The 24,909-nt window shown below is 67.5% G+C and carries 26 protein-coding genes and 1 riboswitch; of the genes, 15 read left to right on the top strand and 11 right to left on the bottom strand.

What is annotated here, in order from left to right; genetic code table 11:
• Positions 1-116 precede the first annotated feature (116 nt).
• Complete coding sequence (locus GDI_RS12255) at positions 117-359, top strand: hypothetical protein (RefSeq protein ID WP_012226602.1); 243 nt, start codon at positions 117-119, stop codon at positions 357-359.
• Entirely contained in the window at positions 356-553 is a 198-nt protein-coding gene (locus GDI_RS12250) for a hypothetical protein (protein ID WP_012226601.1), read from the top strand. Before GDI_RS12255 ends, GDI_RS12250 begins: the two co-directional genes overlap by 4 nt.
• Positions 554-565: 12 nt before the next feature.
• Here the strand turns inward: GDI_RS12250 and ybaL are convergent, their stop codons facing one another.
• A complete protein-coding gene (gene ybaL, locus GDI_RS12245; protein ID WP_012226600.1) occupies positions 566-2,299 on the bottom strand; it encodes a YbaL family putative K(+) efflux transporter in 1,734 nt (577 codons plus the stop codon).
• A 151-nt stretch (positions 2,300-2,450) separates the two neighbouring features.
• On the opposite strand from ybaL, the gene nagA reads away from it, so the two are divergent.
• Positions 2,451-3,572, top strand: coding sequence for an N-acetylglucosamine-6-phosphate deacetylase (gene nagA / locus GDI_RS12240; protein WP_041249428.1), 1,122 nt, complete (start codon positions 2,451-2,453; stop codon positions 3,570-3,572).
• Positions 3,573-3,579: 7 nt separating this feature from the next.
• Here nagA and GDI_RS12235 read toward each other — a convergent pair whose 3' ends face one another.
• A complete protein-coding gene (locus tag GDI_RS12235) occupies positions 3,580-4,608 on the bottom strand; it encodes a LacI family DNA-binding transcriptional regulator (protein WP_157871040.1) in 1,029 nt (342 codons plus the stop codon).
• A 110-nt stretch (positions 4,609-4,718) separates the two neighbouring features.
• Here GDI_RS12235 and GDI_RS12230 point away from each other — a divergent pair, with 110 nt between their 5' ends.
• Positions 4,719-5,390, top strand: coding sequence for a DUF2459 domain-containing protein (locus GDI_RS12230; RefSeq protein ID WP_012226597.1), 672 nt, complete (start codon positions 4,719-4,721; stop codon positions 5,388-5,390).
• A 14-nt stretch (positions 5,391-5,404) separates the two neighbouring features.
• Here the strand turns inward: GDI_RS12230 and GDI_RS12225 are convergent, their stop codons facing one another.
• From GDI_RS12225 to GDI_RS12215, 3 genes are all read right to left on the bottom strand, one after another.
• Positions 5,405-5,608 (bottom strand): hypothetical protein, encoded by a 204-nt coding sequence (locus GDI_RS12225; RefSeq protein WP_231854112.1) that lies wholly within the window; start codon positions 5,606-5,608, stop codon positions 5,405-5,407.
• An 82-nt stretch (positions 5,609-5,690) separates the two neighbouring features.
• Entirely contained in the window at positions 5,691-6,557 is an 867-nt protein-coding gene (metF, locus tag GDI_RS12220; RefSeq protein ID WP_012553364.1) for a methylenetetrahydrofolate reductase [NAD(P)H], read from the bottom strand.
• A 10-nt stretch (positions 6,558-6,567) separates the two neighbouring features.
• A complete protein-coding gene (locus GDI_RS12215) occupies positions 6,568-7,542 on the bottom strand; it encodes an ArsR/SmtB family transcription factor (protein ID WP_012226594.1) in 975 nt (324 codons plus the stop codon).
• A gap of 67 nt (positions 7,543-7,609) precedes the next feature.
• A riboswitch (cobalamin riboswitch) is annotated at positions 7,610-7,811 on the top strand.
• 128 nt (positions 7,812-7,939) lie between these two features.
• Between GDI_RS12215 and metE the strand changes: the two genes are divergently transcribed.
• From metE to GDI_RS12180, 6 genes are all read left to right on the top strand, one after another.
• On the top strand, positions 7,940-10,276 hold the full coding sequence (gene metE, locus GDI_RS12210) for a 5-methyltetrahydropteroyltriglutamate--homocysteine S-methyltransferase (RefSeq protein WP_197535956.1): 2,337 nt from the start codon (positions 7,940-7,942) through the stop codon (positions 10,274-10,276).
• A gap of 97 nt (positions 10,277-10,373) precedes the next feature.
• Positions 10,374-11,966 carry an APC family permease gene (locus GDI_RS12205; protein ID WP_041249427.1) on the top strand — a complete coding sequence of 531 codons (1,593 nt, stop codon included), beginning with the start codon at positions 10,374-10,376 and terminating at the stop codon, positions 11,964-11,966.
• Between the two features lie 113 nt (positions 11,967-12,079).
• Positions 12,080-12,457, top strand: coding sequence for a PRC-barrel domain-containing protein (locus tag GDI_RS12200; RefSeq protein WP_012553362.1), 378 nt, complete (start codon positions 12,080-12,082; stop codon positions 12,455-12,457).
• 306 nt (positions 12,458-12,763) lie between these two features.
• Positions 12,764-14,848: a putative bifunctional diguanylate cyclase/phosphodiesterase gene (locus tag GDI_RS12190; RefSeq protein ID WP_012226588.1), complete on the top strand. Its 2,085-nt coding sequence runs from the start codon at positions 12,764-12,766 to the stop codon at positions 14,846-14,848.
• A gap of 48 nt (positions 14,849-14,896) precedes the next feature.
• Entirely contained in the window at positions 14,897-17,215 is a 2,319-nt protein-coding gene (locus GDI_RS12185) for a putative bifunctional diguanylate cyclase/phosphodiesterase (protein ID WP_012226587.1), read from the top strand.
• A 109-nt stretch (positions 17,216-17,324) separates the two neighbouring features.
• Complete coding sequence (locus tag GDI_RS12180; RefSeq protein ID WP_012226586.1) at positions 17,325-18,635, top strand: MFS transporter; 1,311 nt, start codon at positions 17,325-17,327, stop codon at positions 18,633-18,635.
• On the opposite strand, the gene GDI_RS12175 is transcribed toward GDI_RS12180, so the two are convergent.
• Both GDI_RS12175 and GDI_RS12170 read right to left on the bottom strand, forming a co-directional pair.
• Positions 18,611-19,219, bottom strand: a complete 609-nt coding sequence (locus tag GDI_RS12175; protein ID WP_050935027.1) for a class I SAM-dependent methyltransferase — start codon at positions 19,217-19,219, stop codon at positions 18,611-18,613. The genes GDI_RS12180 and GDI_RS12175 overlap by 25 nt on opposite strands.
• Positions 19,200-20,309: a glycosyltransferase gene (locus tag GDI_RS12170; protein ID WP_041249426.1), complete on the bottom strand. Its 1,110-nt coding sequence runs from the start codon at positions 20,307-20,309 to the stop codon at positions 19,200-19,202. Before GDI_RS12170 ends, GDI_RS12175 begins: the two co-directional genes overlap by 20 nt.
• 188 nt (positions 20,310-20,497) lie before the next feature.
• Between GDI_RS12170 and GDI_RS19175 the strand changes: the two genes are divergently transcribed.
• Positions 20,498-20,650: a DUF3309 family protein gene (locus tag GDI_RS19175; protein ID WP_012553356.1), complete on the top strand. Its 153-nt coding sequence runs from the start codon at positions 20,498-20,500 to the stop codon at positions 20,648-20,650.
• 8 nt (positions 20,651-20,658) lie between these two features.
• On the opposite strand, the gene GDI_RS12165 is transcribed toward GDI_RS19175, so the two are convergent.
• The 3 genes from GDI_RS12165 to GDI_RS20295 are packed head-to-tail and all read right to left on the bottom strand — an operon-like array spanning position 20,659 to position 22,534.
• Positions 20,659-21,393, bottom strand: a complete 735-nt coding sequence (locus GDI_RS12165; RefSeq protein ID WP_012226580.1) for a PIG-L deacetylase family protein — start codon at positions 21,391-21,393, stop codon at positions 20,659-20,661.
• Positions 21,390-22,349: an acyl-CoA dehydrogenase family protein gene (locus GDI_RS12160; protein WP_231854111.1), complete on the bottom strand. Its 960-nt coding sequence runs from the start codon at positions 22,347-22,349 to the stop codon at positions 21,390-21,392. The genes GDI_RS12165 and GDI_RS12160 overlap by 4 nt, the downstream gene beginning before the upstream one ends.
• Entirely contained in the window at positions 22,298-22,534 is a 237-nt protein-coding gene (locus GDI_RS20295) for a hypothetical protein (RefSeq protein WP_231854110.1), read from the bottom strand. The genes GDI_RS12160 and GDI_RS20295 overlap by 52 nt, the downstream gene beginning before the upstream one ends.
• 245 nt (positions 22,535-22,779) lie before the next feature.
• Between GDI_RS20295 and GDI_RS12150 the strand changes: the two genes are divergently transcribed.
• From GDI_RS12150 to GDI_RS12140, 4 genes are all read left to right on the top strand, one after another.
• Positions 22,780-23,085: a con-10 family general stress protein gene (locus tag GDI_RS12150; RefSeq protein WP_012226575.1), complete on the top strand. Its 306-nt coding sequence runs from the start codon at positions 22,780-22,782 to the stop codon at positions 23,083-23,085.
• Between the two features lie 234 nt (positions 23,086-23,319).
• Positions 23,320-23,496 (top strand): hypothetical protein, encoded by a 177-nt coding sequence (locus GDI_RS19790; protein WP_012226574.1) that lies wholly within the window; start codon positions 23,320-23,322, stop codon positions 23,494-23,496.
• Positions 23,497-23,514: 18 nt separating this feature from the next.
• Complete coding sequence (locus GDI_RS12145) at positions 23,515-24,105, top strand: hypothetical protein (protein WP_231854109.1); 591 nt, start codon at positions 23,515-23,517, stop codon at positions 24,103-24,105.
• Between the two features lie 86 nt (positions 24,106-24,191).
• Entirely contained in the window at positions 24,192-24,500 is a 309-nt protein-coding gene (locus GDI_RS12140) for a DUF3175 domain-containing protein (protein ID WP_012226572.1), read from the top strand.
• 40 nt (positions 24,501-24,540) lie between these two features.
• Here GDI_RS12140 and GDI_RS12135 read toward each other — a convergent pair whose 3' ends face one another.
• Positions 24,541-24,846: a hypothetical protein gene (locus tag GDI_RS12135; RefSeq protein ID WP_012226571.1), complete on the bottom strand. Its 306-nt coding sequence runs from the start codon at positions 24,844-24,846 to the stop codon at positions 24,541-24,543.
• Positions 24,847-24,909 lie beyond the last annotated feature (63 nt).

The following is a 24,909-nucleotide window of genomic DNA, read 5'->3' as shown; positions in this document are numbered from 1 at the left end:
TGTCGGGATTTCGGGATCGGGGCACGATGGCGATGCGAATGTGGAACTGGCACCGATGTAGCGCGCGGTGCTGCGGCCAGCGCGGCGGGCCGAACGCCACGCCTTGACGGACCGGCATGCCGCCGGCCGCCGAATATACCGACGGACGGATATCCATGCTGAATTCCACGATTATCGAAGTCGACGGCATCTTCCTGGGCGCGGCCATCGTGCTGGATGGTCTCGGCGGCCGGCGCTTCTACGCCACGCACGACAGCGTGCGTTCCCTGCATAACCAGACATTGCCGGACCTGGCCGTGCTGACGCACCGGGTGGCGCAGCAATTCCGTCGTGCCCGCTTATGCCAGGGGGCGTTATGAACACGCGCTGCGGCTGCCCGGGGACCATTCCGGCGCGCGGGCGGGACCGCATGCCGTCCGCGGCCCAGTGGGCGGAATGGGGCGGCAGGGCGGCCGTGCTGCTAGCCGTCGCCTGGGCGGCCTGCATGGTGTGGAACGGCGGCGCGGGCCTTCATGCGCTGTCCCAGGCGACGGCGGCGTTTTTCGCAGCCTGATCCCGATCCGCGCTATGCCACCGCGCCGCCGCCCATTTCCGGCAGGGCGCGCGTCATGGCGTGTACCGGAGAGATAGGGGATATGTCGTGTTCGGCATGGTCCAGCATCGCCCGGGCAATTTCGCGTTCGCCCATGATGACGACGTCCGCGCCCAGATGGTGCAGGTGATCGACCGCGCTGTCGAAATGCGCGCGGGCGATGATGGTGATGGACGGATTGGCGGCGCGGCCCTGCGCGACCACCTGTCCGGCCTCGAACGCCTCGGGGATTGCCACGACCAGCAGCCGGGCCTCGGGAATGTTCGCGGCGGCCAGGACCGCGGGATCGGCGGCATTGCCCAGAATGGTCTCGATCCCGCGATCGCGCAGGGGCTGCATCGCCATGTCCCCGGTTTCGATCACCAGCAGCGGCCAGCCCTGGTGCAGCAGCCCGTCCACCACCAGCGCGCCCACCCGGCCATAGCCCACGACCACGGCGTGCCCGCGCAGGGTGCTGGGATGGGCTACCGTCGCGGCTTCGCCGGGTGGTCCCGCGCGCAGGGCGTCGATCCTCTCCGCCCACGGGGCCAGCAGGGTGACCGCCAGGAAGGCCAGGGGATTGAGCAGGATCGACAGGATCGAGACGGCCAGGATCAGGCTGCGCGCCGATTCGTCCAGCAATCCCAGATCGACCCCCAGCGTCGCCAGGATGAATGAGAATTCCCCGATCTGCGACAATCCGGCGGCAATGGTCAGCGCGGTGCGCAGGCTCTGGCGCAGAATGCAGAGGGTGACGAACACGATGGCCGGCGTCACGATGAAGACGACGGCCAGGGGGGCCAGCAGGCTGGCGGGGTGACGCAGCAGGGTCGTGGGTTCGAACAGCATGCCCACGGAAATGAAGAACAGCACGGCGAAGGCGTCGCGCAGCGGCAGGGTTTCCTCCGCCGCGTGCTGGCTGAGCGCGGATTCGCTCAGCACCATGCCCGCGACGAAGGCCCCCAGCGCGAAGGAGACGCCGAACAGTTCCGACGCCATGAAGGCGACGCCCAGCGCCACGGCCAGCAGCGCCAGGCGGAACAGTTCGCGCGATCCGATCCGCGCCACGTAATGCAGCGCCGCCGGAATGACGCGGCGCCCGACCAGCAGCATCAGCGCGATGAACGCCGCGACCTTGCCCAGGGTCAGCGCCAGGGTCAGTGCCAGCGCCCACAGGGTGGGCGCATGGGCGGCCCCGTCCTTCAGCACCGGGGCCAGCGCGGGCAGCATGACCAGCACCAGCACGGTCACCAGGTCCTGGATCACCAGCCACCCGATGGCCAGGTGCCCGCGCTCGGTTTCCATCAGCCGCTGTTCGTCCAGCGCGCGCATCAGCACGACCGTGCTGGCGACGCTCAACGCCAGGCCGAAGACCAGCCCTGCCCGTACCGTCCAGCCCATCAGCAGCGCCAGTCCCATGCCGGCCAGGCTGGACAGCGCCACCTGCAGCAGGGTGCCGGGCAGGGCGATGGCGCGCACGGCCAGCAGGTCCTTGACCGAAAAATGCAGCCCGACCCCGAACATCAGCAGGATGACGCCGATATCGGCCAGTTGCAGGGCCAGTTCCTGGTCCGCGACGAAACCGGGCGTGAACGGCCCCACCGCGACACCGGCCAGCAGGTAGCCGACCAGAACCGAAATCTTCAGCCGGTTGGCCAGCATTCCCAGCACGAAGGCCAATGTCAGGCCGACGACCAGGATGGTGATCAGGGGGCTGGCGTGGGACATGGCCGGTACTCCTGGCGGTACCGGAACAACGGCGGAACGTCGGCCGGGGTTGTGGGGCGGGACCGTTATTTACTGTACAACCGGCATGATGCATGCGAAAAGCCGGGCTGGTTCAAGGCGCAATGCCGGTGTTTGGGGAAATGGTCCGATCATGATCCTTCGGGGAAACCTCGTCCTGCCGGACCGGGTGGCGGCGGGGCGCATCACCTTCGACGGGACGATCCGCGCCATCGCGCCGGACGAGGTGAGCGGCGGGGATGGACCGGCCGAGGCACTCTATATCCTGCCGGGCTTCATCGACGCGCATGTGCATGGCGGTGACGGCGCCGACACGATGGACGGCGCGGCGGCGATCCGGCGCATGGCGCGGTTTCACCTGGTCCATGGCACGACGACGATCCTGCCGACCACCATTACGCGGCCATGGCCGGACGTGATGGACGCGCTGCATGCGGTGGCCGAGGTGAAGCAGGCCGGGATGGCGGACGGCCCGGTCATCCATGGCGCGCATCTGGAAGGTCCGTTCGTCAGTCCGCATCGGCTGGGGGCGCAGCCGCCCTTCGCCATCGCCCCGGACCCCCATCATGTCCGTGCGGCGCTGCAGACCGGGGTGGTGCGCGTCGTGACGCTGGCGCCGGAACTGGAGCATGCGGACAGCGCCATTGCCGCCTTCGCCGCCGCCGGCGTGCGCGTCAGCATCGGCCACACCGTCGCCGGCTTCGAACAGGCCGAACAGGCGATCTGCCGGATCTGCGCCGCCGGCGGGACGGCGGGCGGCACCCATCTGTTCAACGCCATGGGCGGGATCGAGGGCCGCCGGCCCGGCCCGGCGACGGCGCTGCTATGCAGCGATGCCGGTCATGCCGAACTGATCTTCGACACCCATCATGTCCATCCTGCCAGCTTCCGCCTGGCGCACCGGCTGCTGGGCGACCGCCTGCTGTTCGTGACCGACGCCATGCGCGGCGCGGGGCAGGGTGACGGGATCAGCCAGCTCGGTGGGCAGGAGGTGACGATCCGCGACGGAATTGCGCGCCTGCCTGACGGCACGCTGGCCGGCAGCGTACTGACGCTGGATGGGGCGCTGCGCAACGCGATCGCGGCCGGCACCGATCTGGTCGATGCCGCGAAGCTGGTTAGCCGGAATGCCGCGCACTATCTGGGCCTGCGGGATCGCGGCGCGCTGCTGCCCGGCCTGCGGGCCGATTTCGTGGTGATGGACCGCGAATTCATGGTGCGCGAGGTCTGGGTCGGCGGCGAACGCCGCTTCTGAAATTTTCCTATCGGGCCTGTGGCGCGGTACTGCCGCGTTCGACCAGCCGGGCGGGAACGGTGCGGGTCCGCCCTTTCGCCGCTGTCGCTGGGTCGGCCAGGGCGGAGGTCAGCAGGTCCAGTGCCGCTTCCGCCATGCGGTCCACCTGCTGGTCGAACGATGTCAGGTCGTACCCGTGCCATGCGGCCTGGGGAATGTTGTCGTACCCGACCACCCGCACGTCGCCGGGCACCGTCAGGCCGTGGGCGCGCAGTGCGTCGATCGCGCCGCATGCCATCATGTCGTTGCTGCAGAAGAACGCTTCCGGCGGCCGGTGCCCCCGCAACAGGTCGCGCACCGCCGCATATCCATCGTGATAGGTATCCTGCCCCACGATGACGACGGGCGCGGGCAGGGCGCGGGCGGCCAATCCATCCAGGAAGCCGCGTGCCCGCGCGCGGGTCGCGGCGCTGTCGCGCGGGCCGGCGAGCCATGCGGTGCGGCGCGCCCCGCGATCGGCCAGCAGGTGGGCCGCAGCCTGTCCCGCCGCGCGGTTGTCCGACCGGACGGTGGAAATCCACGGCGCTGTCAGCCGGGAATTGAAACAGACGATCGGTATCCGCAGGTCCGACAGCGCCGTCGCGGCCTGCCGCGTGCCCACGGCCAGCGCGGTCACGACCGCATCGACCCGGTAGCCCGCCAACTGGTCCAGCGCCCCGTCCAGCGCCAGGGCATCGGGCACCTGCACCAGCAGGACCTGCAGCCCCACGGCGCGCAGGACGACCGCGAAATGATCCAGGACGGCGGCGTAGAAGGGATTGTCCAGCCCCCCGACCACCACGCCGATCATCCGCGACCGGCCGGACAGCATGATGCGGGGGATCAGGTTCGGCCGGTATCCCAGCACGGCGGCCGCCGCCAGAACCTTCTCGCGCATCGCGGGGGATACGCTGCCGCCGGGGGAAAAACTGCGTGAAACCGCCGATTGCGATACTCCGGCCAGCCGTGCGACGTCGATGGAGGAAATGGGGGAGCGGGGCGTGCGCTCGCGCGGCATAATGGTATCATTTCCGATAGTGCAGGCGGTGTACAAGTTCTGGCCGGCCAACATAGTCTTTCATCACGCAATGCGACAAGCAGGAGCACGATCATGCTGGAAGACGGTGCGTGAAGCAGTCGGCGCGGCTGATCCTGGTCCTGTTGCTGGCGCTGTCATGCTGCGCGCCGGCCACGCCGCCGGCCTGCGGGCCCGTGGGAACGCTGTCCGGGGCGACGGTGCCGGTCTATCTGGTCGACCGGGGCTGGCATACCGAAATCGGGATTCCGGCGGCGGCGTTGACGGGGCCGCTGGGTTTCTATCGCCAGGTCTTTCCGGGCGCGCGGACCATCCTGTTCGGCTACGGCAAGAAGACGTTCTTCACCGCGCCCGCGACCAGCCTGGAGGATTACCTGATCGGTCCGTTTCCCGGCTCCGCCGTCATCCAGGTCGTTGCGCTGACCGTCGCGCCGGACCAGGCCTATGGCACCGGACCCGTGGTCATCCTGACGCTGAAGCCGGCGCAGGTGGAGCGTCTGTCGGCCTTCATCTGGGGGGATCTGGCCTCCGGACAGGACGGTGCGCCGCGCCTGGTGGCGGTCGGGCACGATCCGGACAGCCTGTTCTATGCGGCGCGCAGCCGCTACACGCTGTTCCACACCTGCAACGGATGGGTGGCGCAGGCGCTGGGCCGGGCCGGGCTGCCGGTATCGGACCGCATGGCTGTGTTCGCCGGCCAGGTCATGGCGCGTGGCGCACGCGCGGCAAGGGCCCTGTGTCCTGTCCCGTCCGCGGCCCCGTAGATACGGGACCGGTCTCAGGGGCAGGGGGGATGGGTGCCGTCGGGGCAGACCACGTCGGTGCCGCGGGGGACGACGATGACATTGCGGTCGTGGGGCGGGTGATGGTCGCCCTCGCCGCTGGCGGAACTGCATGCGGCCAGGGGCAGCATGCCCAGGCACAGGAGGGCGGACAGGAGCGCGCGCGGTGACGGGGCGGCCGACATGTCGGGGACTTTCATGGCAGGGCGGATCGGGGAGGCCATCGCATGATCAAGCGCCCGACACCCACCCCAAGTTGCAGGCCCGCCGCGTTTTTTTCCGTTACCGGCCCAGCAGCCGGCACAGCGCCAGCGAGGCGTCGGCCCGGTTGAGGGTGTAGATATGGAAATGATCGACCCCCTCCTCGCGCAGGCGCCGGCACAGTTCGGTCGCGACCGTCGTCGTCACGATGGCACGGGCGCCGGGCTGGTCGTCCAGCCCGTCGAACAGGCGCCGCATCCAGTCCGGAACGCGTGCGCCGCACATGTCGGCAAAGCGATAGGCCTGGGCGATATTTCCCACGGGCAGGATGCCGGGCACGATTTCGGCCGTGATCCCGGCGGAAGCGGCATGGTCGCGGAAGCGCAGGAACGTTTCGGACTCGAAGAAGAATTGCGTGATCGCCCGCGTGGCGCCGGCATCGATCTTGGCCTTCAGATTGTCCAGGTCGGCGGCGGCGCTGACGGCGGCGGGATGGGTTTCGGGATAGGCGGCGACCGAAATCTCGAACGGCGCGATGCGGTGCAGGCCGGCGACCAGCGCCGCCGCGTTCGCATATCCGTCGGGATGCGGTACGTACGCGGCACCCGCCTCGGCCGGGTCGCCCCGCAGGGCCACGATATGCCGCACGCCCGCGTCCCAATAAGCGCGCGCCACCGCATCGACCTGATCGCGCGAGGCGTCGACGCAGGTCAGGTGTCCAGCCACCGGCACGGTGGTTTCGCGAACCAGCGACGCGACGATGTCCAGCGTGCGGTCGCGCGTCGATCCCCCGGCGCCATAGGTGACCGACATGAAACGCGGTGCAAGGGGCACCAGGCTGGCCACGGTCTGGCGCAGCGTCTCCGCCATCCTGTCAGTCCTGGGCGGGAAGAATTCGAACGACATTCCCAAGGGGGACGGTGTGTCGGCGGACGGATTCAGGGACATTCAACCGCTTTCATGACGCAGGGTGGTGGATCGGGGCAGCGGGTGCCGAAAGGCGGCGGCCCAGCCATAATTTGACGGTCAGTTCGCCATCCAGGTGAACCGGGGGCGCGCAGGACAGGCCGGCGGCGGCGAACCAGTCGGACATCTGCCGGTCGGTGAAGCCCAGGCGGACATGCGCGTCGCGCTCGCGCAGGTCCTCGCGGTCATGCGGGGCGAAATCCACGATCAGCAGCCGCCCGCCCGGGGCCAGCAGCCGCGCGGCCTCGGCGATCGCGGCGGCGGGGTGCTGCGCGTAATGCAGGACCTGATGCATGATCGCGACATCGGCCGATGCCGCGGGCAGCGGCAGGGCATACATGTCGCCCTGCCGCAGTTCGGCGTGCTCCAGCCCCGGTTCGGTCGTCGCCGCCTGGGCCAGCTTGGTGCGGGCCAGGCGCAGCATCGCCGGACTGCGGTCGAAGCCGACGGCGCTGTCGGCCTGGCGGCCCAGCACCTCCAGCATCCGCCCGGTGCCGGTGCCGATATCGACCAGGCGCCCGATCGGATCGGGCGCCAGCACGCGCAGGATCGCGGCCTCGACATCGCCTTCCGCCACGTGCAGCGAGCGCAGCGCGTCCCAGTTCGCGGCATGGGTTTCGAAATAATCCTCGGCCGCACTGGCGCGGACCGCTCGCACGGCTTTCAGCCGGGCGATATCGGCCTGCTGCTCGGCATCGTCCGCAGGCGTCCAGCGGTCGATCGCGGCCAGCAGCGGGGCCAGGTCGTCGGGCGGCCCCAGGGTCAGGAACACCCAGCTTCCTTCCTTGCGGCGCTCGGCCAGGCCGGCATTCACCAGGATCTTCACATGCCGCGACACGCGCGGCTGGCTTTGCCCCAGCACCTGGGCGATTTCGCCGATGGACAGTTCCATCGTGCGCAGCAGCGCCAGGATGCGCAGGCGTGTCGGGTCGGCCAGGGCCTGGAAGATGACGAGCGGGCGGGTCATGGAAGAATGAATATAACAACATCCTTATATGTGCAAATTCCAATTGACTCCTGTCGGCGTCGCGCGCCTTAATCCGCCCCGTCATGGTTCCGTGCCCCCCGTTCCGGGGCACGGCTAAGAGGGAAGCCGGTGCGACGCCGGCGCTGCCCCCGCAACTGTAGGCGGCGAGCATCGGTCCATTCGCGTCACTGGGGCGTCATGCCCCGGGAAGGCCGGACCCATTGCGCGGACCCGCGAGCCAGGAGACCTGCCATGGCCGCAAGAATCCTCCGGCGGGGTGTCCGGACGGGTCGTGACGGCACCGTGCCCGGGATGATCCGGCGCGGCTGGTGACGCGTGCCTGTTCCCCGGTCCCGCCCAACCTGACGAGGCTGTCATGACCGTTACCGTCGCCAAGATTGAAGTCGCCACCCTGGGCTTTCCCCGCATCGGCCCCCGGCGTGAACTGAAGGCGGAGCTGGAAAACCACTGGGCCGGCCGCACCGATGCCGCGTCGCTTCACGCCGCCGCAGCCCGGCTGCGTGCCGCCAACTGGGCGTGGCAGCGCGACCGGGGCGCGGATGTGATCCCGTCCAACGATTTTTCGCTCTACGACCATGTGCTGGATACGACCGTGATGGTCGGGGCGATTCCGCCGGCCTATGGCTGGACCGGCGGCACGGTCGACAGCGCGACCTATTTCGCCCTGGCGCGCGGCACCCAGGCGACGCCGGACGGGCAGGCGGACACATGCGCCCACGGCCATGCGCATGCCCACGGCGCGGGCGTGCCCGCTTCCGAAATGACCAAATGGTTCGACACCAACTACCATTACCTGGTGCCCGAATTCTCGGCCGACCAGGTGTTCCGCCTGTCCTCGACCAAGCCGGTCGATGAGTATCGCGAGGCCCGCGCCCAGGGAATCGAGACCCGGCCCGTCCTGCTGGGGCCGGTCAGCTACCTGCTGCTGGGCAAGGCGCGCGGCGGCGGCTTCGATCCACTGACGCTGCTGCCGCGCCTGCTGCCGGTCTATGTCGCGATCCTGCGGGCGCTGGCCGATGCCGGGGCGGAATGGGTGCAGATCGACGAACCCTGCCTGGTGCTGGATCTGGACGACGCGGCGCGGGCGGCCTTCGTCCAGGCCTATGCGCAGCTCGGCGCGGGGGCGGGCGAGGTGCGGCTGATGCTTGCGACCTATTTCGGGGCGCTGGGCGACAATCTGGCGACGGCGCTGTCGCTGCCGGTTCACGGTCTGCATGTCGATCTGGTCCGCGCGCCGGAACAACTGGACGCGGTTCTGGCGGGCGCGCGGCCGGACCTGGTGCTGTCGCTGGGCGTGATCGACGGGCGCAATGTCTGGCGGGCCGACCTGAACGCCATCCTGGCGCGGATCGCCCCGGCGGTGCGTGCGGGACGGACGCTCCAGCTTGCGCCGTCCTGTTCGCTGTTGCATGCGCCGCTGGACCTGGACCGCGAGACGGCGCTGGAGACGGATGTCCGGTCCTGGCTGGCCTTCGCGGTGCAGAAGATCGCCGAACTGGCCGTGCTGGCGCGCGCGTTGAACGAGGGCGAGGCCACCGTGCGCGAGGCGCTGGATGCGTCATCCGCCGCCGTCGCGTCGCGCCGGACCTCGCCGCGTATCAACGATCCTGTCGTCCAGGCGCGGCTGGCCGCGGAAGGGCCGACCGCGGCCCATCGTGCATCGGCCTTTCCCGTCCGCCGGGCGGCGCAGCGCGCGCGGCTGAAGCTGCCCGCCTATCCCACCACCACGATCGGGTCCTTCCCGCAGACCCCGGAAATCCGCCAGGCCCGCGCCGCCCATGCCAGGGGCGAGATGCCGCGCGCGGACTACGAGGCCTTCCTGCATGCCGAGATCGCCCGCGCCGTCGCCTGGCAGGAGGAGGCCGGACTGGACGTGCTGGTCCATGGCGAATTCGAACGCAACGACATGGTGCAGTATTTCGGCGAACGGCTGTCGGGCTTCGCCTTCACCCGTCATGCCTGGGTCCAGTCCTATGGATCGCGCTATGTCCGGCCGCCGATCATCTATGGGGACGTGTCGCGGCCCGAGGCGATGACCGTGGCATGGTGGCGCCATGCCCAGTCGCTGACCGCCCGCCCGATGAAGGGCATGCTGACCGGTCCGGTCACGATCCTGAACTGGTCCTTCGTCCGCGACGACCAGCCGCGCGAGACCACGTGCCGCCAGATCGCCTACGCCATCCGGGACGAGGTCGTGGACCTGGAACGGGCGGGCGCCGCCATCATCCAGATCGACGAGGCCGCGCTGCGCGAGGGGCTGCCGTTGCGGCGGGGGGAATGGCAGGCCTATCTGGACTGGGCGGTGGCTTGCTTCCGCATCGCCGCGTCCGGGGTGGCGGATGTGACGCAGATCCATACCCACATGTGCTATTCCGAGTTCAATGACATCATCGCCGCCATCGGGGCGATGGATGCCGATGTCATCTCGATCGAGACGGCACGCTCGAAGATGGAACTGCTCGATGCCTTCGTCGGGCATCGCTATCCGGCCGAAATCGGACCCGGCGTCTACGACATCCATTCCCCGCGCGTACCCACGGTGGCCGAAATGACGGCGCTGCTGGCGGCGGCGGCCGCGCGGATCGATGCCGACCAGATCTGGGTGAATCCCGATTGCGGTCTCAAGACCCGGAAATGGCCCGAGGTCCGCGCGGCGATCGCCGGGATGGTGGAGGCCGCGCGCCGGATGCGGGCGGGCGACGCGACCGGCTGACCCCGGCCTGTTGCGTCCGGACGCGGAACGATGTTGGTTGGGCGAATCCGCGTGCGATTCGCACCCACCCCCGCCCGACTGCCGGAGAAGCCCAGACGTGTCACCCCACCTGAATCGCGCCCTTGGCCCCTGGCAACTGATGTTCACGGGGCTGAGCGCCATGATCGGGTCGGGCTGGCTGTTCGGGGCCCAGCGCGCGGCCGCGACGGCGGGGCCGGCGGCCAGCCTGGCCTGGCTGCTGGGCGCGGTCATCGCGCTGGCGATCGCGGGCGTGGCCACCGAACTGGGGGGCATGTTCCCGGTGGCGGGCGGCATGGTGCGCTACGCCAACCTGACCCACGGTCCGCTGGTCGGCTTCATGGCCGCCAGCGCGAACTGGCTGTCGATCGTCAGCGTCGTACCGGTCGAGGCCGAGGCGTCGGTGCAGTATATGAGTTCCTGGTCCTTTCCCTGGGCGCGGGGGCTGTATCATGACGGCGTGCTGACGCCGCCGGGCCTGATGGCGGCGGCGGTGCTGGTGGTGGTCTATTTCCTGCTGAATTTCTGGAGCGTGCGGTTCTTCGCGCGCTTCAACGCCATGATCACGGTCTTCAAGCTGGTGGTGCCGGCCGCCACCGCGCTGGCGCTGATGGCCAGCAGCTTCCGTGCCGGCAACCTGGTGGGCGATGGTGCCGGCGGGTTCATGCCCTATGGCCTGTCGGGCATCCTGACGGCGGTTTCGACCTCGGGCATCGTCTTCGCCTTCAACGGGTTCCAGAGCCCGCTGAACCTGGCGGGGGAGGCGCGCAATCCCGCGCGCAGCATCCCCTTCGCCGTGCTGGGATCGGTCGTGCTGGCGACCGTGATCTACCTGCTGCTGCAATGCGCCTACCTGGGCGCCGTGCGGCCGGGGGCGGGGGGATGGGCCGGCCTGTCCTTTTCCTCGCCCTTCGCGCAGCTTGCCATCGCCTTCAACCTCAACTGGCTGGCGATGCTGCTGTATTTCGATGCCTTCCTCGCCCCCAGCGGCGCCGGGGCGACCCATCTGGCCAGCAGCACGCGCATGACGCTGGGCATGCAGCGCAACGGCACGATGCCCGACCTGCTGGGGCGCATCCATCCGCTCTACGGCGTGCCGCGCCCGGCGCTGTGGTTCAACCTGGGCGTGGCGTTCATCTTCCTGTTCTGCTTTCGCGGGTGGGGTATCCTGGCCTCGGTCATTTCGGTCTGTACCGTGATTTCCTACATGATGCTGCCGATCGCGGCCCTGGCGCTGCGGCGGACGCTGCCGGATCGTCTCCGGCCGGTGCGGGTGCCGGCCATGCGGGTGGTGGGCGCGCTGGCCTTCATGTTTTCCTCGCTGCTGCTCTATTGGGCGCGATGGCCGCTCAGCGGCGACATCATCCTGCTGATGCTGATGTTCCTGCCGCTCTATGCCTGGTTCCGCCGGCATGACGGGTGGGCGCGGCACCGTGCGGCCTTCCGCCATGCGGTCTGGTTCATGGCCTACCTGCCGACCATCGCGGCGCTGTCCTATGGCGGCAGTACGGCGTTCGGCGGGCGGGGCTGGATTCCCTATGGCTGGGACCTTGCGGTGGTGGCGGTCGTTTCTCTGCTGTTCTGCGAATGGGGGGTGCGCAGCGCCGTGCCCGTCCCAGACGTCTCGGTAATGGACGCGCAGGACGACGTGCCGGCCATGGAAGGGCACTGAGAAACGTATTTCGTTCCCTCAAACTATTGTGCGAGACAGGCGCCGCGCGCCCCCTTGTTCCGTCTTGTGGGCCCACCAACTCAGGTCTCGTTCATCAGCGAACGGAGGACGTCATGTCAAACGTTACAACGGACAAGATCAGCGAGACGCACGAGCTTATCTCCTCGGACAAGGTGGAGGGCACGGCGGTCTATTCCCGGGGCGGCGACCGGCTGGGCACCGTCAATCATTTCATGGTGGACAAGCGCACCGGTCATGTCGCCTACGCCGTGATGAGCTTTGGCGGATTCCTCGGGATCGGGAACAGCTACCACCCGCTGCCGTGGAAGACCCTGACCTACGATCCCGACCTCAGCGGCTATGTGGTCGACCTGACGCGGGAACAGCTCCAGGGCGCGCCGGCCTATACCGACGACACGATGCCGAACTGGGGGGACGAGATGTATGGCCACCAGATCGACGAGTATTACGATCGGTCGCTGGGCCGCTGAGCCGCATCATCATATATCGCGTCGTCATATGAAGACAGCCTGAGAATAAAAATGCCGGAATGGGGGATCGGGCCTACCTGGTCGCCCATTTCGGTCCCCGGCATTGGGCGACAGCCCGCCGGATAGACAGATGACCCGGATCGCCGTTAGTATCGGGGCCATGCTCATCCTCTCCATTTTTACAATATGTTTCGCCGGCGGTCCGCTTCCGGTCGATCTACAATCGTATTACTTCGCGTCACTGGCCCTGCTTGTGGCGCTATGCGGCGGGACCGCGATCGTCGCCAGGGTTGCGTCGCACCTTCGATGAGGACGATCTTCGGCTGCATCATCGCTGAACACAGCCTGTCCCTGGTGATCGCCGCCGGGCTGCTCTGCGGCCTGGGGTCCTGGGTGACGGCGCGGCTGTTCTTCCGCACGCTCGATACGACCGGGCTGCAGAAGTATGGCTGGCACTTCCTGACGGCCCTGACCGCGGCGGTGTCGATCTGGTGTACCCACTTCATCGCCATGCTTGGATTTCATCCTGGCGTTCCCGTGGGGTTCGATCCGGTCCTGACCATCGTATCCCTGCTGATCGCGGTCATCGGCAGCACGGCCGGCTTCGTCCTGGCCGGAAACCGCGGGACGGGGCTGGCGCCCGCATTGGGCGGTGGGATCGTCGGCCTGTCGATTGCCGCCATGCACTATACCGGGATGACGGCCTATCGCGTGCAGGGCGTCATGTCGTGGGACAGGCGTCTTCTCGTCGTATCCATCGTGCTTGCCGTCGGCCTGTCGGCGGTGGCACTGCAGGTCGCCGCGCGGCGGGGCCGGCAGGCCCGCAACCTGATGGCCGGCCTGCTGGTGCTGGCGACCATCGGGCTGCATTTCACCGGCATGGCCGCGCTGCGCATCACGCCCGCGCCCATCGACGGGTCGTTCGCCAATCCCGAGGCATTGCATGCCCTGGCATTGGCGATCACCGCTACGGCGCTGGTCATCGTCGGCGCCGGGCTGGCGAGTTACCTGATCGACGACAGCGTCCGGGCCGAAACCGTGGAGCGACTGCATCATATAGCGATGAACGACACGCTGACCGGCCTTCCGAACCGCGCCAGCTTCAACGACCGTCTCGATTCCGAGATCGCGTTGGCACGGGAGAATAAGGGCACGTTCGCCTTTATCGGCATCGATCTCAATCGCTTCAAGGAAATCAACGATCTGCGCGGTCATGCGGCGGGGGACGAGGTGCTGCGCATCCTCGGCCGGCGCCTCAAGGGATTACTGCGCGACGGCGAGTTCGTCGCCCGGACCGGCGGTGACGAGTTCGCGGCCCTGTATCGCATGGGGGACAGGCGGGACCTTTCCGACTTTCTCGGACGCCTGGAACGCGCCCTGTTCAAGCCCCTGCGGCTTGATGGATTCGAGGTCCAGTCAGGCGGCAGCCTGGGCGTGGCCATCTGGCCCGACGACACCGCCGACAAGGAAATGCTGGCGAACAACGCCGACCTGGCCATGTATCGCGCCAAGGCCGATCCGATCCGGAAGATCTGCTTCTACAAGCCCGAGATGGACGAGGCCCTTCGCGCCCGTCGCATCCTCGCCGCCGACCTGCGCGACGCGCTGGCGCGCGACCAGCTCTCGCTGCACTACCAGGTCCAGACGTCGATCGCGACCGGCCGGATTCGTGGCTACGAGGCCCTGCTGCGCTGGGAGCACCCGCAGATCGGTTCGATCTCGCCGGCCGAGTTCATCCCCCTTGCGGAAGAAAACGGCCTGATCCTTCCGATCGGCGAATGGGTCCTGCGAACCGCCTGCCGGGAAGCCGCGTCGTGGGAGCCGCCCTACAAGATCGCGGTGAATCTCTCGGCGGTGCAGTTCGTGCATGCCGATCTGGCGAAGCTGGTCCGGACCGTGCTGGCCGAAACGGGGCTGTCGCCCGAACGGCTGGAACTGGAACTGACCGAAACGACGATCTTCGCGGACCAGAAGCGTGCGTTGCACGTGCTGCGCGAAATCAAGGCGCTGGGGGTCACCATCGCGCTCGACGATTTCGGAACGGGGTATTCCTCGCTCGATACCCTTCGTGCCTTTTCCTTCGACCGGATCAAGATCGACCGTTCGTTCTGCTGCGCGGCGGCGGCCAATCCGCAGACGCTGGCCATCATCCGGGCCGTGCTCGGCCTCGGCAAATCCTTCGGCATTCCCGTGCTCGCCGAGGGAATCGAGACGTATGACCAGCTTTCCATGCTGAACAGCGAAGGGTGCGACGAGGCCCAGGGCTTCCTGCTTGGCCGGCCGGCCCCGCTCGGGCAGATCGTCGGAAGCGGGCAGATCACGCTGACCCGCGAAAGCCGAACCCTCCGCGACGGGAACGGGGCGTCCGCCCGTGCCGAATTCGCCCGCTGACGCCACCACCGACCAAGCCATGCCCATGAGCGGCGGCGTGAGGACCTGATGAATCCGAAATCGATCTGCGCCGGAATTGCGACGTTCCTGTCGGTGCGCACCGGTAACCCCGAACTGCTGAAGGCGCAATTCGCGGCGCTCTCGCGCCTTATCCCGCTGATGTATTTCATCCTGGTGGCCGATGCCTGGGTCCTGGCCGGGACCTTCATCCATCGGGCGCCGCTGTGGCTGACCCTGTATGCGTCCCTGCTGCTGACCGCCATATGCCTGTCGCGCCTGGTCGTGTGGTGGAAGAAGAGAAACGTCGCGTTGACGGTGGAAACGGCCTTCGCGGAACTGCGACGCGCCAATCGCGTGGCCGCGGCCCTGACGGTGGTCTTTCCGGCCTGGGCATTCGCGCTGTTTTCCTATGGCGACGCGCTGGAACAGAGCCACGTCGCGTTCTTCCTGGTGATTTCCATCCTGGGCACGATGTTCTGCCTGATCCACCTGCGCTCGGCCGCCCTGATCGTCGCCGCTGTCGCCGGGAGCGCCTTCGTGGTCTTCTTCGCTTCGACGGGACAGCCCGTGTTCATCGGCATGGCGGTCAACGTCGTGTTCGTGATCGGGGCCTCGGTGGTCGTGGTGCTGATCCAGAACCGCGACTTCGTCCGCATGGTCAACGCGTCGATCGCGGCACGGTCCAAGGAACAGGCGCAGAACCGGCTGCTGCGCATGATCGACGACATGCCGGTCGCGGTGATGACGGTCGAACCCGATACGCTGAAGATCAATTACGTCAACGAGACCTCGAAACGCCTGGTCCGGCGGATCGAGCACCTGCTGCCGATCAAGGCCGACGACCTGCCGGGCACCTGTATCGACGTCTTTCACAGGCACCCGCAACACCAGCGCCGGATTCTGGGCGACCCCGCGAACCTTCCGCACAACGCCCGCATCAGCCTCGGTCCCGAGGTCATCGACCTGAAGGTTTCCGCCGTCACGGACACGGACGGGACGTATATCGGCCCCATGCTGACCTGGGCGCTCGTGACCAAGGAGGCGGAGTCCGAACGGCGCATCTTCCAGATGGCCCATTACGACATCCTGACCGGGCTTCCGAACCGCATCACGTTCCACGAGGAACTGGACAAGCGCCTGGGCACGCCCGGGAACCGGGTCGGACTGCTGTTCGTGGATCTGGACGGCTTCAAGCTGGTGAATGATACAAGGGGGCATCGGATCGGCGATATCCTGCTCACCCAGGTGGCAAGCCGCCTGCGCGCGACGTGCAACAGCCCGGCGACCGTCGTCGGACGGCTGGGAGGGGACGAGTTCGCCGTCCTCGTTCCGCACGACAACGCGGAAGAGGCCGCGTTGCTGGCCGCGCGTGTCGTCGCCTTCCTGAGCGAGCCCTATGACCTCGATTACGACCGGAGCATCCAGATCACCGCGTCCGTCGGCATCGCCCTGGCGCCGCTCCATGGCGAGGACGGGGAAACGCTGCTGAGCCGGGCTGATATCGCCCTCCATGTGGCCAAGACCGCCGGAAAGGGAGAGTTCCGGATGTTCCAGCCCGAGATGGAGGCCCGCATCCAGGAGCGTATGCGCCTGGAAGCCAGGCTGCAGGCTACGCTGAAAAGCGAGGAGGGGCTGTTCGTCTTCTACCAGTCGATCATCGGCATCGACAGCGGCACCGTGACGGCCCGCGAAGCCCTGGTGCGGTGGTACCATCCCGAGCGCGGCTGGATTTCGCCCGGCGAGTTCGTGCCGGTGGCCGAGCAAAGCGGCCTGATCGACCAGCTCGGCGGTTTCGTGCTGAATACGGCCTGCCGCGACGCGGCCCGCTGGACCGATGGCGCGCGCGTCGCGGTGAATATTTCCGCCAGCCAGATCGGCAAGGGAACGCTCGTCCCGTCCATCCTCGCAGCCCTGGAGGCCTCCGGCCTGCCGCCCGAGCGGCTGGAAATCGAGGTGACCGAAACGGCCCTTCTCTACGACGAACGGGATACGACCGCCGAACTGCAGCAATTGCGGAAGCTGGGCGTCCGGGTGGCGCTCGACGATTTCGGGACGGGCTATTCCTCGCTGGCCCATCTGCGGGCCTTCCCGTTCGACAAGATCAAGATCGACGGTTCGTTCGTGCGCGATGCCGTCGACCGGCCCGATTGCGCCGCCGTGGTGCAGGTGGTGGCCAGCCTGGGCAAGCGTCTGGGCGTGACCACGGTCGCCGAGGGTGTCGAGACCCAGGCCCATCTCGACCGGGTCCGCGAGGAAGGCTGCACCGAGGTCCAGGGCTACCTTTTCGGCCGGCTCAAGCCGGACGAACGGGACGCCCCGCTGGTCGAGGAACTGAACCGGCGGGCGCGCGAAGCCGCGACGGCCTGACCCGGACGATCCCGCGCCAGAAAGACGAGGAACCTCCGCCGTCGGTTGAACCGTTATGCCCGATATCGTCCCCATTCCGGGGGCCGGGTGTATGGGTTCTTCCACGGAGATGCATGTGACGCAGCAGCCCGGTCCGACCGATGCCGATCGTGGCCGGCGCTTTTGGCAGACACGCAATTTCATCCTGTTTTTCGTTGCCACCAGTGCCTCGACGCTGGGATCGGCCATGGTATCGGTCGCGTTGACGTTCGCGGTGCTGTCGCACGGGCATTCGGCATCGATCCTGGGCCTGGTCCTGGCCGCGCAGGCGGCCCCGGTCGTGGTGCTGATGGTTCCGGCGGGGGCGATCGCGGACCGGTGGGTGCGGCGGTCCCTGATGGTGGGCGCGGACCTGCTGCGCTGTGCCAGCCAGGGTCTGACCGCGATCCTGATGGCGGGTGCCCATCCCTCGGTCGCCGTGCTGATCGGCCTGGTCACGCTGGTCGGGGTCGGCAACGCATTCTACGGCCCCGCGGAAAGCGGCCTGATTCCGGTTCTGGCGCGGCCCGAGGATCTGCGCCGCGTCAACAGCCTGCTCAGTCTTTCCGGCTCGATCACCGCGATACTGGGGCCGTCGCTGGGCGGCATGCTGGTTGCGATCGGCAGCGCACCGATCGCGATTGGCTGCGACGCGGTGACCTATGCCATCAGCGCCATCTGCCTGACGGCGATGCGTACCCTGCGCCCGGCGCGCCGGGCGACCGCACCGTTCCAGACCCAGTTGCTGGCCGGCCTGCGCGAGTTCCATCAGCGGCGATGGCTGATCCTTATGACGGCGCAATACGGGTTCCTGAATCTGGCGGCGTTCGCGCCGTTCCTGATCCTCGGCCCCGTCTCGCTGGCCCATGTGGTGCGTGGCGCCCAGTCCTGGGGCATCATTTCCTCGGCCATCGGCATCGGCGGCATTTTCGGTGGGGGCGTCAGCCTGTTCTGGCATGTTTCCCGTCCGCTGGTGCTTTATGAAACGGCGGCTGCCGTCCTGGTGATTCCGCTGGTCCTGCTGGCCGCGCAGGCGTCGGTTCCCTACCTGGCCCTGGGCGGCGTCGCCTTTGGCGCGGGGATCGTGATCCTGAACCTGGTCGCGCAGACCACCATTCAACGGCAGGTGCCCGAGGAGGCGTTATCGCGGATCAACGCCCTGTTCGGCCTGGTCGCGCAAGGCCTGACACCGCTGAGCTACGCCATGTGCGGCTTCCTGGCCCGTGCGGTCGGCATAAAGCCTGTTCTGGCGGCCAGCAGCGTCGTGGTCGGGGTCAGCGTCGTGGTCCTGCTGATGCGCAGGGAAACCTGGGACCTGCGGGATGCGCCGGCCGTCGCCGACGGCCGAAGTCAGGATAAGGGGGGCAGGACAAGGGGTCAGGATAACCGGTCCAGCCGGTAGCCGTCATGGTACGCGGTGACGGTCATGGCCAGCCCCCGGTCGCGGCAGCGCGCGACGAAGAGGGTGGCGGCGTCATCGCCGCTGCACGGCGTGTCGGTCGGGCCCGTCCAGTTGGCCAGCACGATCGGACCGCCGGGCCGCCGCACGGCGAGAACCCGGTCCGCCAGGCGGCGGATGTCGGCCGGCGAGAGGAAATAGAGCAGCTCCGATATCACCACCAGATCGCAGGAGCCCGGACGCAGGGCCGGAAATTCCGCCGGCAGGAAGGCGCGGTGAAAGGTGATCCGGTTGCAGTCCGCGCAATGGCGTCGGGCGTGGTCCAGGGCCGTGGCGGCCGTGTCCACCGCGACCAGGCGGTCGCATCGTGCGGCAAGGGCGCGGCTCATGATCCCGATCGCGCACCCCAGTTCCAGCGCCAGCCCGAACGGGCCGCGTCCCACATGATCGAGCGTCGTGGCGTATTTCCGCCGCTCGTAGGCCGATGTCGTCACGCGCCAGGGGTCGGGATCGGCCCGGTACAGATCCTCGAACAGGGCCGTGGGCCAGGTTTCGACCGTCGCCGGCTTACGCGACCGAACGTCCATGCCCCATCTCCATGACAAGATCGTCGATCATGGCCTGCGCCATGGCGTGTTGCTCGGCCAGATCGCGTCGCAGCACCCGCCGCCGGTGCAGCGACGGGCTGCATCGTTCCAGGCTTTCCCATGCCGCGCCGAAGGTGTGTCCGGCCAAGGGGCGTGCGAGGGCGTCGGCCGGAATGCGCAGCATGTCCGCAAGCTGCCGCGCCGTATCGGCACGGTCCCGGCCGCATACCGACAGGTCGCGCAGCCTGCGCAGGGCCGCCCGGGCCATGGCACGGCGCAGGCAGTCCGCCGTCGGTTCCAGCGCGTCGTCCAGTTGGGTGTCCTGGCGGATCACGTGCCGGGCCATCGTATCCGCCATACCGCCCCTTGCGCGGCCCGCCAGGCGGCCGGAAACGGTGACGGTCACGCCGGGGGCGTGGCGGATCGGCGCGTCGATCCGGCGCAGGGCCGCCATGAAGCCGCGATCCTCGCCCAGCGGCTGGGGCGGAATGCCGCCCGCCCGGCGCCAGGCCCGCACCGTGACGGCGATGCTGGCACCCGAATGTTCGGTATGACGCGGCCAGGGATCATGGGGGTCGGGATCGAGCAGGTGATAGAGCCTGTCCAGCAGGGTGCCATAGGCGATTTCCTCGGCCTCCTGCCGGTGAAGGTATGCCGGTATGGCGCGTGCCTCCTCGGGGTCGATCTCGGCGCGGCCGCAGACGACATCCACACCGGTATCGAAGGCCGCGAAGGTCTGGCTGATCCAGTCCGGGGCGACGACCCCGTCGGCATCCGTCGTCAGCAGGATGCCGTCCGGCCCCGCGATGCGGCCCGCGATCTCCATGGCTTCCCGCCGCGCGGTGCCGACATGGGCGACGGCCGGGGAAAAGATGCGATGGGCGACGGTCAATCCGAAGGGCAGCACGGGGGCCAGGTCGTCCACGCGCGCCGCCGTCCGGTCCGTGCAGTTGTTCAGAAGCAGGACGACATGATCGACCGTCCGCCCCGTCTGCGCGGCCAGGCCGTACAGGCAGGGCGCGATGCGGTCCTCTTCGTCCCGGACCGGTATCGCCACGACGACGGGGCAAGCAGCCGACGCGCTGGACACGACAGGCTCCGCATTCGATCGACCCCTCATGCCATCATAACACGGGGCGGGGCAGGGGGTTGCGCCGTGCCCGTGGCGGGACCGGCATCCTTTTTCGGCACGATGCGTTTGAATCTGTCGGGCAGACTGTCCTGCGGATGGTTCCGTCCTGCCTTGCGCCATCATCTGCCGTATCGGAGGACGATTCAATGAGACTGATATTACTTGTGATTGTCGTATTGTTGCTGATCGGGGCCCTGCCGACATGGCCATATAGCGGCGGGTGGGGATACTATCCGGCGGGCGGCCTGGGGCTGATCCTGCTGATCCTCGTGATTCTGGCCGTCATGGGCAATATCTGACCCTGCCCCTACAGGTCCGGCATCAGGAATGTCTCGAAGGCGGTCTCGAACGCCGACAGAAGGTCCGGGGGCAATTGAAAGCCCTGCGGATCGTCGGTGATCAGACCGCCGTACTGGCTGCGATGGGCAAGGATGGCCTGTCGCTTGGCATCGCGATAGGCGCTGATGTCCAGGCGCATTCCGGTGGCCTCCGTGCAGTCCAGTTCGGTATCCGGGGCGATGGTCCAGCCCCATACCGGATAAGCCAGCAGCGCGATGCCCAGGCGCCGGTACAGGGCTACGCCCATTTTCCAGGTGGCTTCATGATCGCAATGCGGGTCGTGGCGCCACGGGGCCAGGATCGTCGTGCAGCCCTGCTGCCGCGCGATGTCGGCCAGGCGGTCCAGCGCGGCGTCGAAGGCGGGCCCGTCATGGGGGGCCGCCGCGTCCGGCAGGCCGAGAAAGGTCAACCATTCCGCATCCAGCCCCAGTCGCCGCGCGGCCTCCGTGGCCTCGGCCTCGCGCAGGCGTTTCAGGCGCGGCGCGGGCCATGCGCGGGATGCGGGATGCGAGGCGGCGCCGTCGGTGATGATGACGACGGCCGGCGGCCGGCCGGCGGCACAGCACGCGGCGATCAGGCCGCCGCAGCCCAGGCTTTCGTCATCGGGATGCGGTGCCAGGATCAGCGCCCGGCCCGGCACGATGTCCGCCAGTTTCCTGACAGGCAGGCCGCGGAATGCGTGCTGCAGGCGGCCGGCCTTCATGACGGATATCCGGGTTCCGTGCTTTCGGGTTGTGGCGGGTCGCGGCCCGTGAACCATCCGGCTGCTTCGACCAGCGTCTCGTCGGGGGCCGGTTGCCGCAGATAGGTTGCCAGGTCGCGCAGGACGCGCTCGACGGGATTGGTCTGCACGAAAGCCGACAGCCCCAGGCCGCGCTGCACCCGTTCGATGATGTGCAGGGCCGCGTGTTCCACGGCCAGGCGCGCCAGGTTGACCGTCTGCGCGACGTCGCCGGGGTCCATGTCCGGCTCGCCGGCGGCCAGTGCCGCGCGGCGCGTCCAGAAGAAGGCGGTTTCGCGGGCTATCAGGGCTTCGCCGATGCGGGTCCGCTGATGCGGATCGCCGTCGCGGGACCGGGCCACGAGCTGCTGCCGCAACAGGTCCACCAGCCGGTCCATCCCGCCCAGCGCCACGGCCATGCCGCGCCACGCACCGGCGGAAAATTCGGGCTGTCGCAGATAGTCGCCGGCCTGCCCGATCAGCGATGCGGTGGATAGCGTCAGGCCGTCAAGGTCGCACCGGCCGGTTTCGGCGCCCCGCATGCCCGTCAGGCCGCCGATGGACGGCACGGCCCGCCGGTCCGCGCCCAACGGGACCAGGATCATGCGGGATACCCCTTCCGGGTCGGTCGCGGTGATCAGCGGGTGGGTGACATGCAGCGCGCCGGAGGTGAAGGATTTTCCGCCCGTCAGGCTGACCCGGTCCCGGTCCACGGTCATGCGGACGGGGACCGGCCCGTCGGACGCCCATACGCCCAGCAGTGCGCCGGCATGGATGGCGGTGGCCAGGCGCCGCGTCTGTTCCGGTCCGCCATACCGCGTGACCAGCCGGACGGCGTTCACGTGGCCCTCCAGCAGCCGGCCCAGGGCCAGGCTGGCCCGTCCGGTCAGGCGCAGCAGATGCAGCAGGGCCGGTTCGCCCCCTGCCTCGGTCCCCATCCCTGTCCACCAGACGACCGGGGCAGAGGCAGGGCCGTCACGCCGAGGCGCGCCAGGGTCGCCATTCCTTCGCCGGGGAACGCGGCGGCCGGGTCGTTGGCCGATGCTTCGGCCTCCAGACAGTCCAGGACGGCTTCCAGGCGGGAGAAGGAAAATGTCGGTTCGCTGATCAAGCCTTCGTGCATGGGGACCCCTCCGGGCGTCGGCGCCCTGGCGGGCCGGGACGAGTTGCCTGTCATGGAACCGCTTTTTGCGGTTCCGGTTCCGGCCCAGCAATCGAATCCGGCGCAGGAACTCATGCCCCGACACGTCGTTGACTCCATCCCGGACTGGTCAGTCCGGGACATTTTCCTCGTGAAAAATCCTGATAGGAATTGAGGAAAGACAGAGATCTGCCGATATCGAGGCGATCTCCTGGAGGACCGAAATCATGGCTTACATCATCAAGGCAATCGAAGGCGAACTCGCCTTCGTCCTGGCGCAGGCTGACAAAAGCGGTGGCAGCGGGGCCAAGCACAATCCCGGCAACTTTGCCAATAATCCCCAAAAAGCGTCCGAGGCAGGACACAAGGGCGGCCAGCACAGTTCGGGAAGTTCCGCACGCGAGTCGGACAAATCGTCCGAGACCGGACATAAGGGCGGAACCCAGCACAATGCGGGAAATTTCGCCGAAGATCCGGAACGGGCGGCGGAAGCCGGCCGGAAGGATGGGCAGCACAGCCACGGCAAGACCTGACATCCGGCAAGGGCGGGACCAAAAGGGTCCCGCCCGCGCGTTAATCTCGCGTACTGGTGATCTCGCAAGGAACCCTTCCGATGGCGTCAAGTTACCGTCGCCCGGCGTCAAGGGGATTACCAAATGGGCAGGACACATTTCCCAGGCCGGGGATTCGGAACATTCTGGCATGGAATGGCTCTATCGGGTCTCGAAAGGGCATGCCTTGCTTCGTTCGCGTCCCGAGGCCATGACGTGACGCTGTTTTCCTTCGGACCCCTTGCCGATCTTCCGGATGGAGTCAGGAACGCCGGCGCCCAATCGATCGTATCGCCTGAACTGTCCTCGCGTTTCTATTATGACGGTGCGCCGCATATGGGACATTTTTCGGATATTTTTCGCTACCGCATGATGAAGACGGGCTTGGCCTAGGTCGACATGGACGTCCTGATGATGTCGGACGACAAGATATTCGACAAGCCGGCCATCGTTCCGCTGGAGGACGACAGGACCATCAACGGTGCGATTCTTTATATCGAAAATGTTCCGATATTGGAACATCTTATAGATGAAACGATGAAGAGCATGGACCGGACGCTGAGATGGGGAGAAACTGGTCCATTGCTTCTGACGCGCATTCTGTTCGAGCAGATGAACCCGTCGGGGTTCACGGACATGGCCGTGTTCTATCCCATTCCCCATTACGATATCTACAAGGTATTGCTGCCGGAATTCCGGGACGAATGCGCCGAGGCCTGCCGGGACGCCATCACGATCCATTTGTTCAATAATGCCATCGTCAGGATGGGATATTGGAAAGACATGGCGCCCCCCATAGGGTCGTTCCTGCATGAAAAGCTGGGCGAAGGCGACCTTCTGAGGTATTTCGACGAGACCTATCCCGTGCAGGTCATGAGGAATATGCTGGATAATTTCCGGCTTCGCATGAGCGGGCAGGCGCTCGGCATCAAGAGCATTGTCCGGGAATTCGTGCCGAGCCTGATGCGGACGTACAGGCATTATCATCCGAAACAAAATTGAGGGGCTGTTTCCGAAGCGCCGCTTGCGGCGATCCCGCGGCGTTTTGAAACAGCCGCTGAGCACCGATCGGCGGAGGGAGACGGGCGATGCGCGGAAAACGGACGAAGAAGCGGGATGCCGGCGGACAACGCTGGTCGGCCGACGTCAACCGGACGAGCGATGCGCTGGACCTGGAGCCGGATATCTTCACATCCGGCGATCCGCATCATATCGCGGAATCCCTGAAACATTCGGCCGAGGCCAGCACCCGTCGCAAGACAGACCCATTTCGCTCGGCCATGTCCATGCTGGTCTTCTACATCAACCGGGCGGGCAGGGCGCTTCCAGCGCCGCGCCGCCGGATCCTGGAACGCGCGAAGGACGAATTGCGCCGGGTCTTCGGGCGGCCATCCTGACTGCCCGAAGACCATCCCGGACGGGCGTCAGCCTCTCGTCTCAATGTGTCTCATGCCGGCGGCGGGTTTCGGCGGCTTTCTGTGCAGAAGCCGACCGGGCCGAGTCCGAGCGGCTGGCCGACGCGGCGCCGCCGGTCCGTCCGCCCTTGCGTGACGGTTCATGCGATACCGCATGCCCGCGTCCCGAGCCGCTCTTCTTGCCGCCGCCGGTTTCCTTGTTCACGGTCGCCCAGGCCCGGCGTTCGGCTTCCTTCTCGCCGACGCCGCGATCCTCGTAGCCTTCGGCGATATGGTCGGCCTGTCGCTTCTGCTTGTCGGTATAGGTGGATTTGTCCCCGCGTGGCATGGCACATGCTCCCTGCTTGAGCGGCCCGTCCGTCCGACGTTGCGTCTTGCGGCGAGATTGCAA

Origin of the sequence: Gluconacetobacter diazotrophicus PA1 5, from assembly GCF_000067045.1 — a bacterium.
Lineage (GTDB): Bacteria > Pseudomonadota > Alphaproteobacteria > Acetobacterales > Acetobacteraceae > Gluconacetobacter > Gluconacetobacter diazotrophicus.
The sequence above is the reverse complement of the archived record's forward strand: the minus strand, read 5'-3'. Positions and strand labels throughout refer to the sequence as shown.

Excerpts from the sequence above, each read along its gene's own strand:
- GDI_RS12255 (WP_012226602.1), top strand. The coding sequence starts at position 117 with ATGCCGCCGGCCGCCGAATATACCGACGGACGGATATCCATGCTGAAT.
- GDI_RS12250 (WP_012226601.1), top strand. The coding sequence starts at position 356 with ATGAACACGCGCTGCGGCTGCCCGGGGACCATTCCGGCGCGCGGGCGG.
- ybaL (WP_012226600.1), bottom strand. The coding sequence starts at position 2,299 with ATGTCCCACGCCAGCCCCCTGATCACCATCCTGGTCGTCGGCCTGACA.
- nagA (WP_041249428.1), top strand. The coding sequence starts at position 2,451 with ATGATCCTTCGGGGAAACCTCGTCCTGCCGGACCGGGTGGCGGCGGGG.
- GDI_RS12235 (WP_157871040.1), bottom strand. The coding sequence starts at position 4,608 with ATGCCGCGCGAGCGCACGCCCCGCTCCCCCATTTCCTCCATCGACGTC.
- GDI_RS12225 (WP_231854112.1), bottom strand. The coding sequence starts at position 5,608 with ATGAAAGTCCCCGACATGTCGGCCGCCCCGTCACCGCGCGCGCTCCTG.
- metF (WP_012553364.1), bottom strand. The coding sequence starts at position 6,557 with ATGTCCCTGAATCCGTCCGCCGACACACCGTCCCCCTTGGGAATGTCG.
- GDI_RS12215 (WP_012226594.1), bottom strand. The coding sequence starts at position 7,542 with ATGACCCGCCCGCTCGTCATCTTCCAGGCCCTGGCCGACCCGACACGC.
- GDI_RS12200 (WP_012553362.1), top strand. The coding sequence starts at position 12,080 with ATGTCAAACGTTACAACGGACAAGATCAGCGAGACGCACGAGCTTATC.
- GDI_RS12190 (WP_012226588.1), top strand. The coding sequence starts at position 12,764 with ATGAGGACGATCTTCGGCTGCATCATCGCTGAACACAGCCTGTCCCTG.
- GDI_RS12185 (WP_012226587.1), top strand. The coding sequence starts at position 14,897 with ATGAATCCGAAATCGATCTGCGCCGGAATTGCGACGTTCCTGTCGGTG.
- GDI_RS12180 (WP_012226586.1), top strand. The coding sequence starts at position 17,325 with ATGCATGTGACGCAGCAGCCCGGTCCGACCGATGCCGATCGTGGCCGG.
- GDI_RS12175 (WP_050935027.1), bottom strand. The coding sequence starts at position 19,219 with ATGGACGTTCGGTCGCGTAAGCCGGCGACGGTCGAAACCTGGCCCACG.
- GDI_RS19175 (WP_012553356.1), top strand. The coding sequence starts at position 20,498 with ATGAGACTGATATTACTTGTGATTGTCGTATTGTTGCTGATCGGGGCC.
- GDI_RS12165 (WP_012226580.1), bottom strand. The coding sequence starts at position 21,393 with ATGAAGGCCGGCCGCCTGCAGCACGCATTCCGCGGCCTGCCTGTCAGG.
- GDI_RS12160 (WP_231854111.1), bottom strand. The coding sequence starts at position 22,349 with ATGGGGACCGAGGCAGGGGGCGAACCGGCCCTGCTGCATCTGCTGCGC.
- GDI_RS20295 (WP_231854110.1), bottom strand. The coding sequence starts at position 22,534 with ATGCACGAAGGCTTGATCAGCGAACCGACATTTTCCTTCTCCCGCCTG.
- GDI_RS12150 (WP_012226575.1), top strand. The coding sequence starts at position 22,780 with ATGGCTTACATCATCAAGGCAATCGAAGGCGAACTCGCCTTCGTCCTG.
- GDI_RS12145 (WP_231854109.1), top strand. The coding sequence starts at position 23,515 with ATGATGTCGGACGACAAGATATTCGACAAGCCGGCCATCGTTCCGCTG.
- GDI_RS12140 (WP_012226572.1), top strand. The coding sequence starts at position 24,192 with ATGCGCGGAAAACGGACGAAGAAGCGGGATGCCGGCGGACAACGCTGG.
- GDI_RS12135 (WP_012226571.1), bottom strand. The coding sequence starts at position 24,846 with ATGCCACGCGGGGACAAATCCACCTATACCGACAAGCAGAAGCGACAG.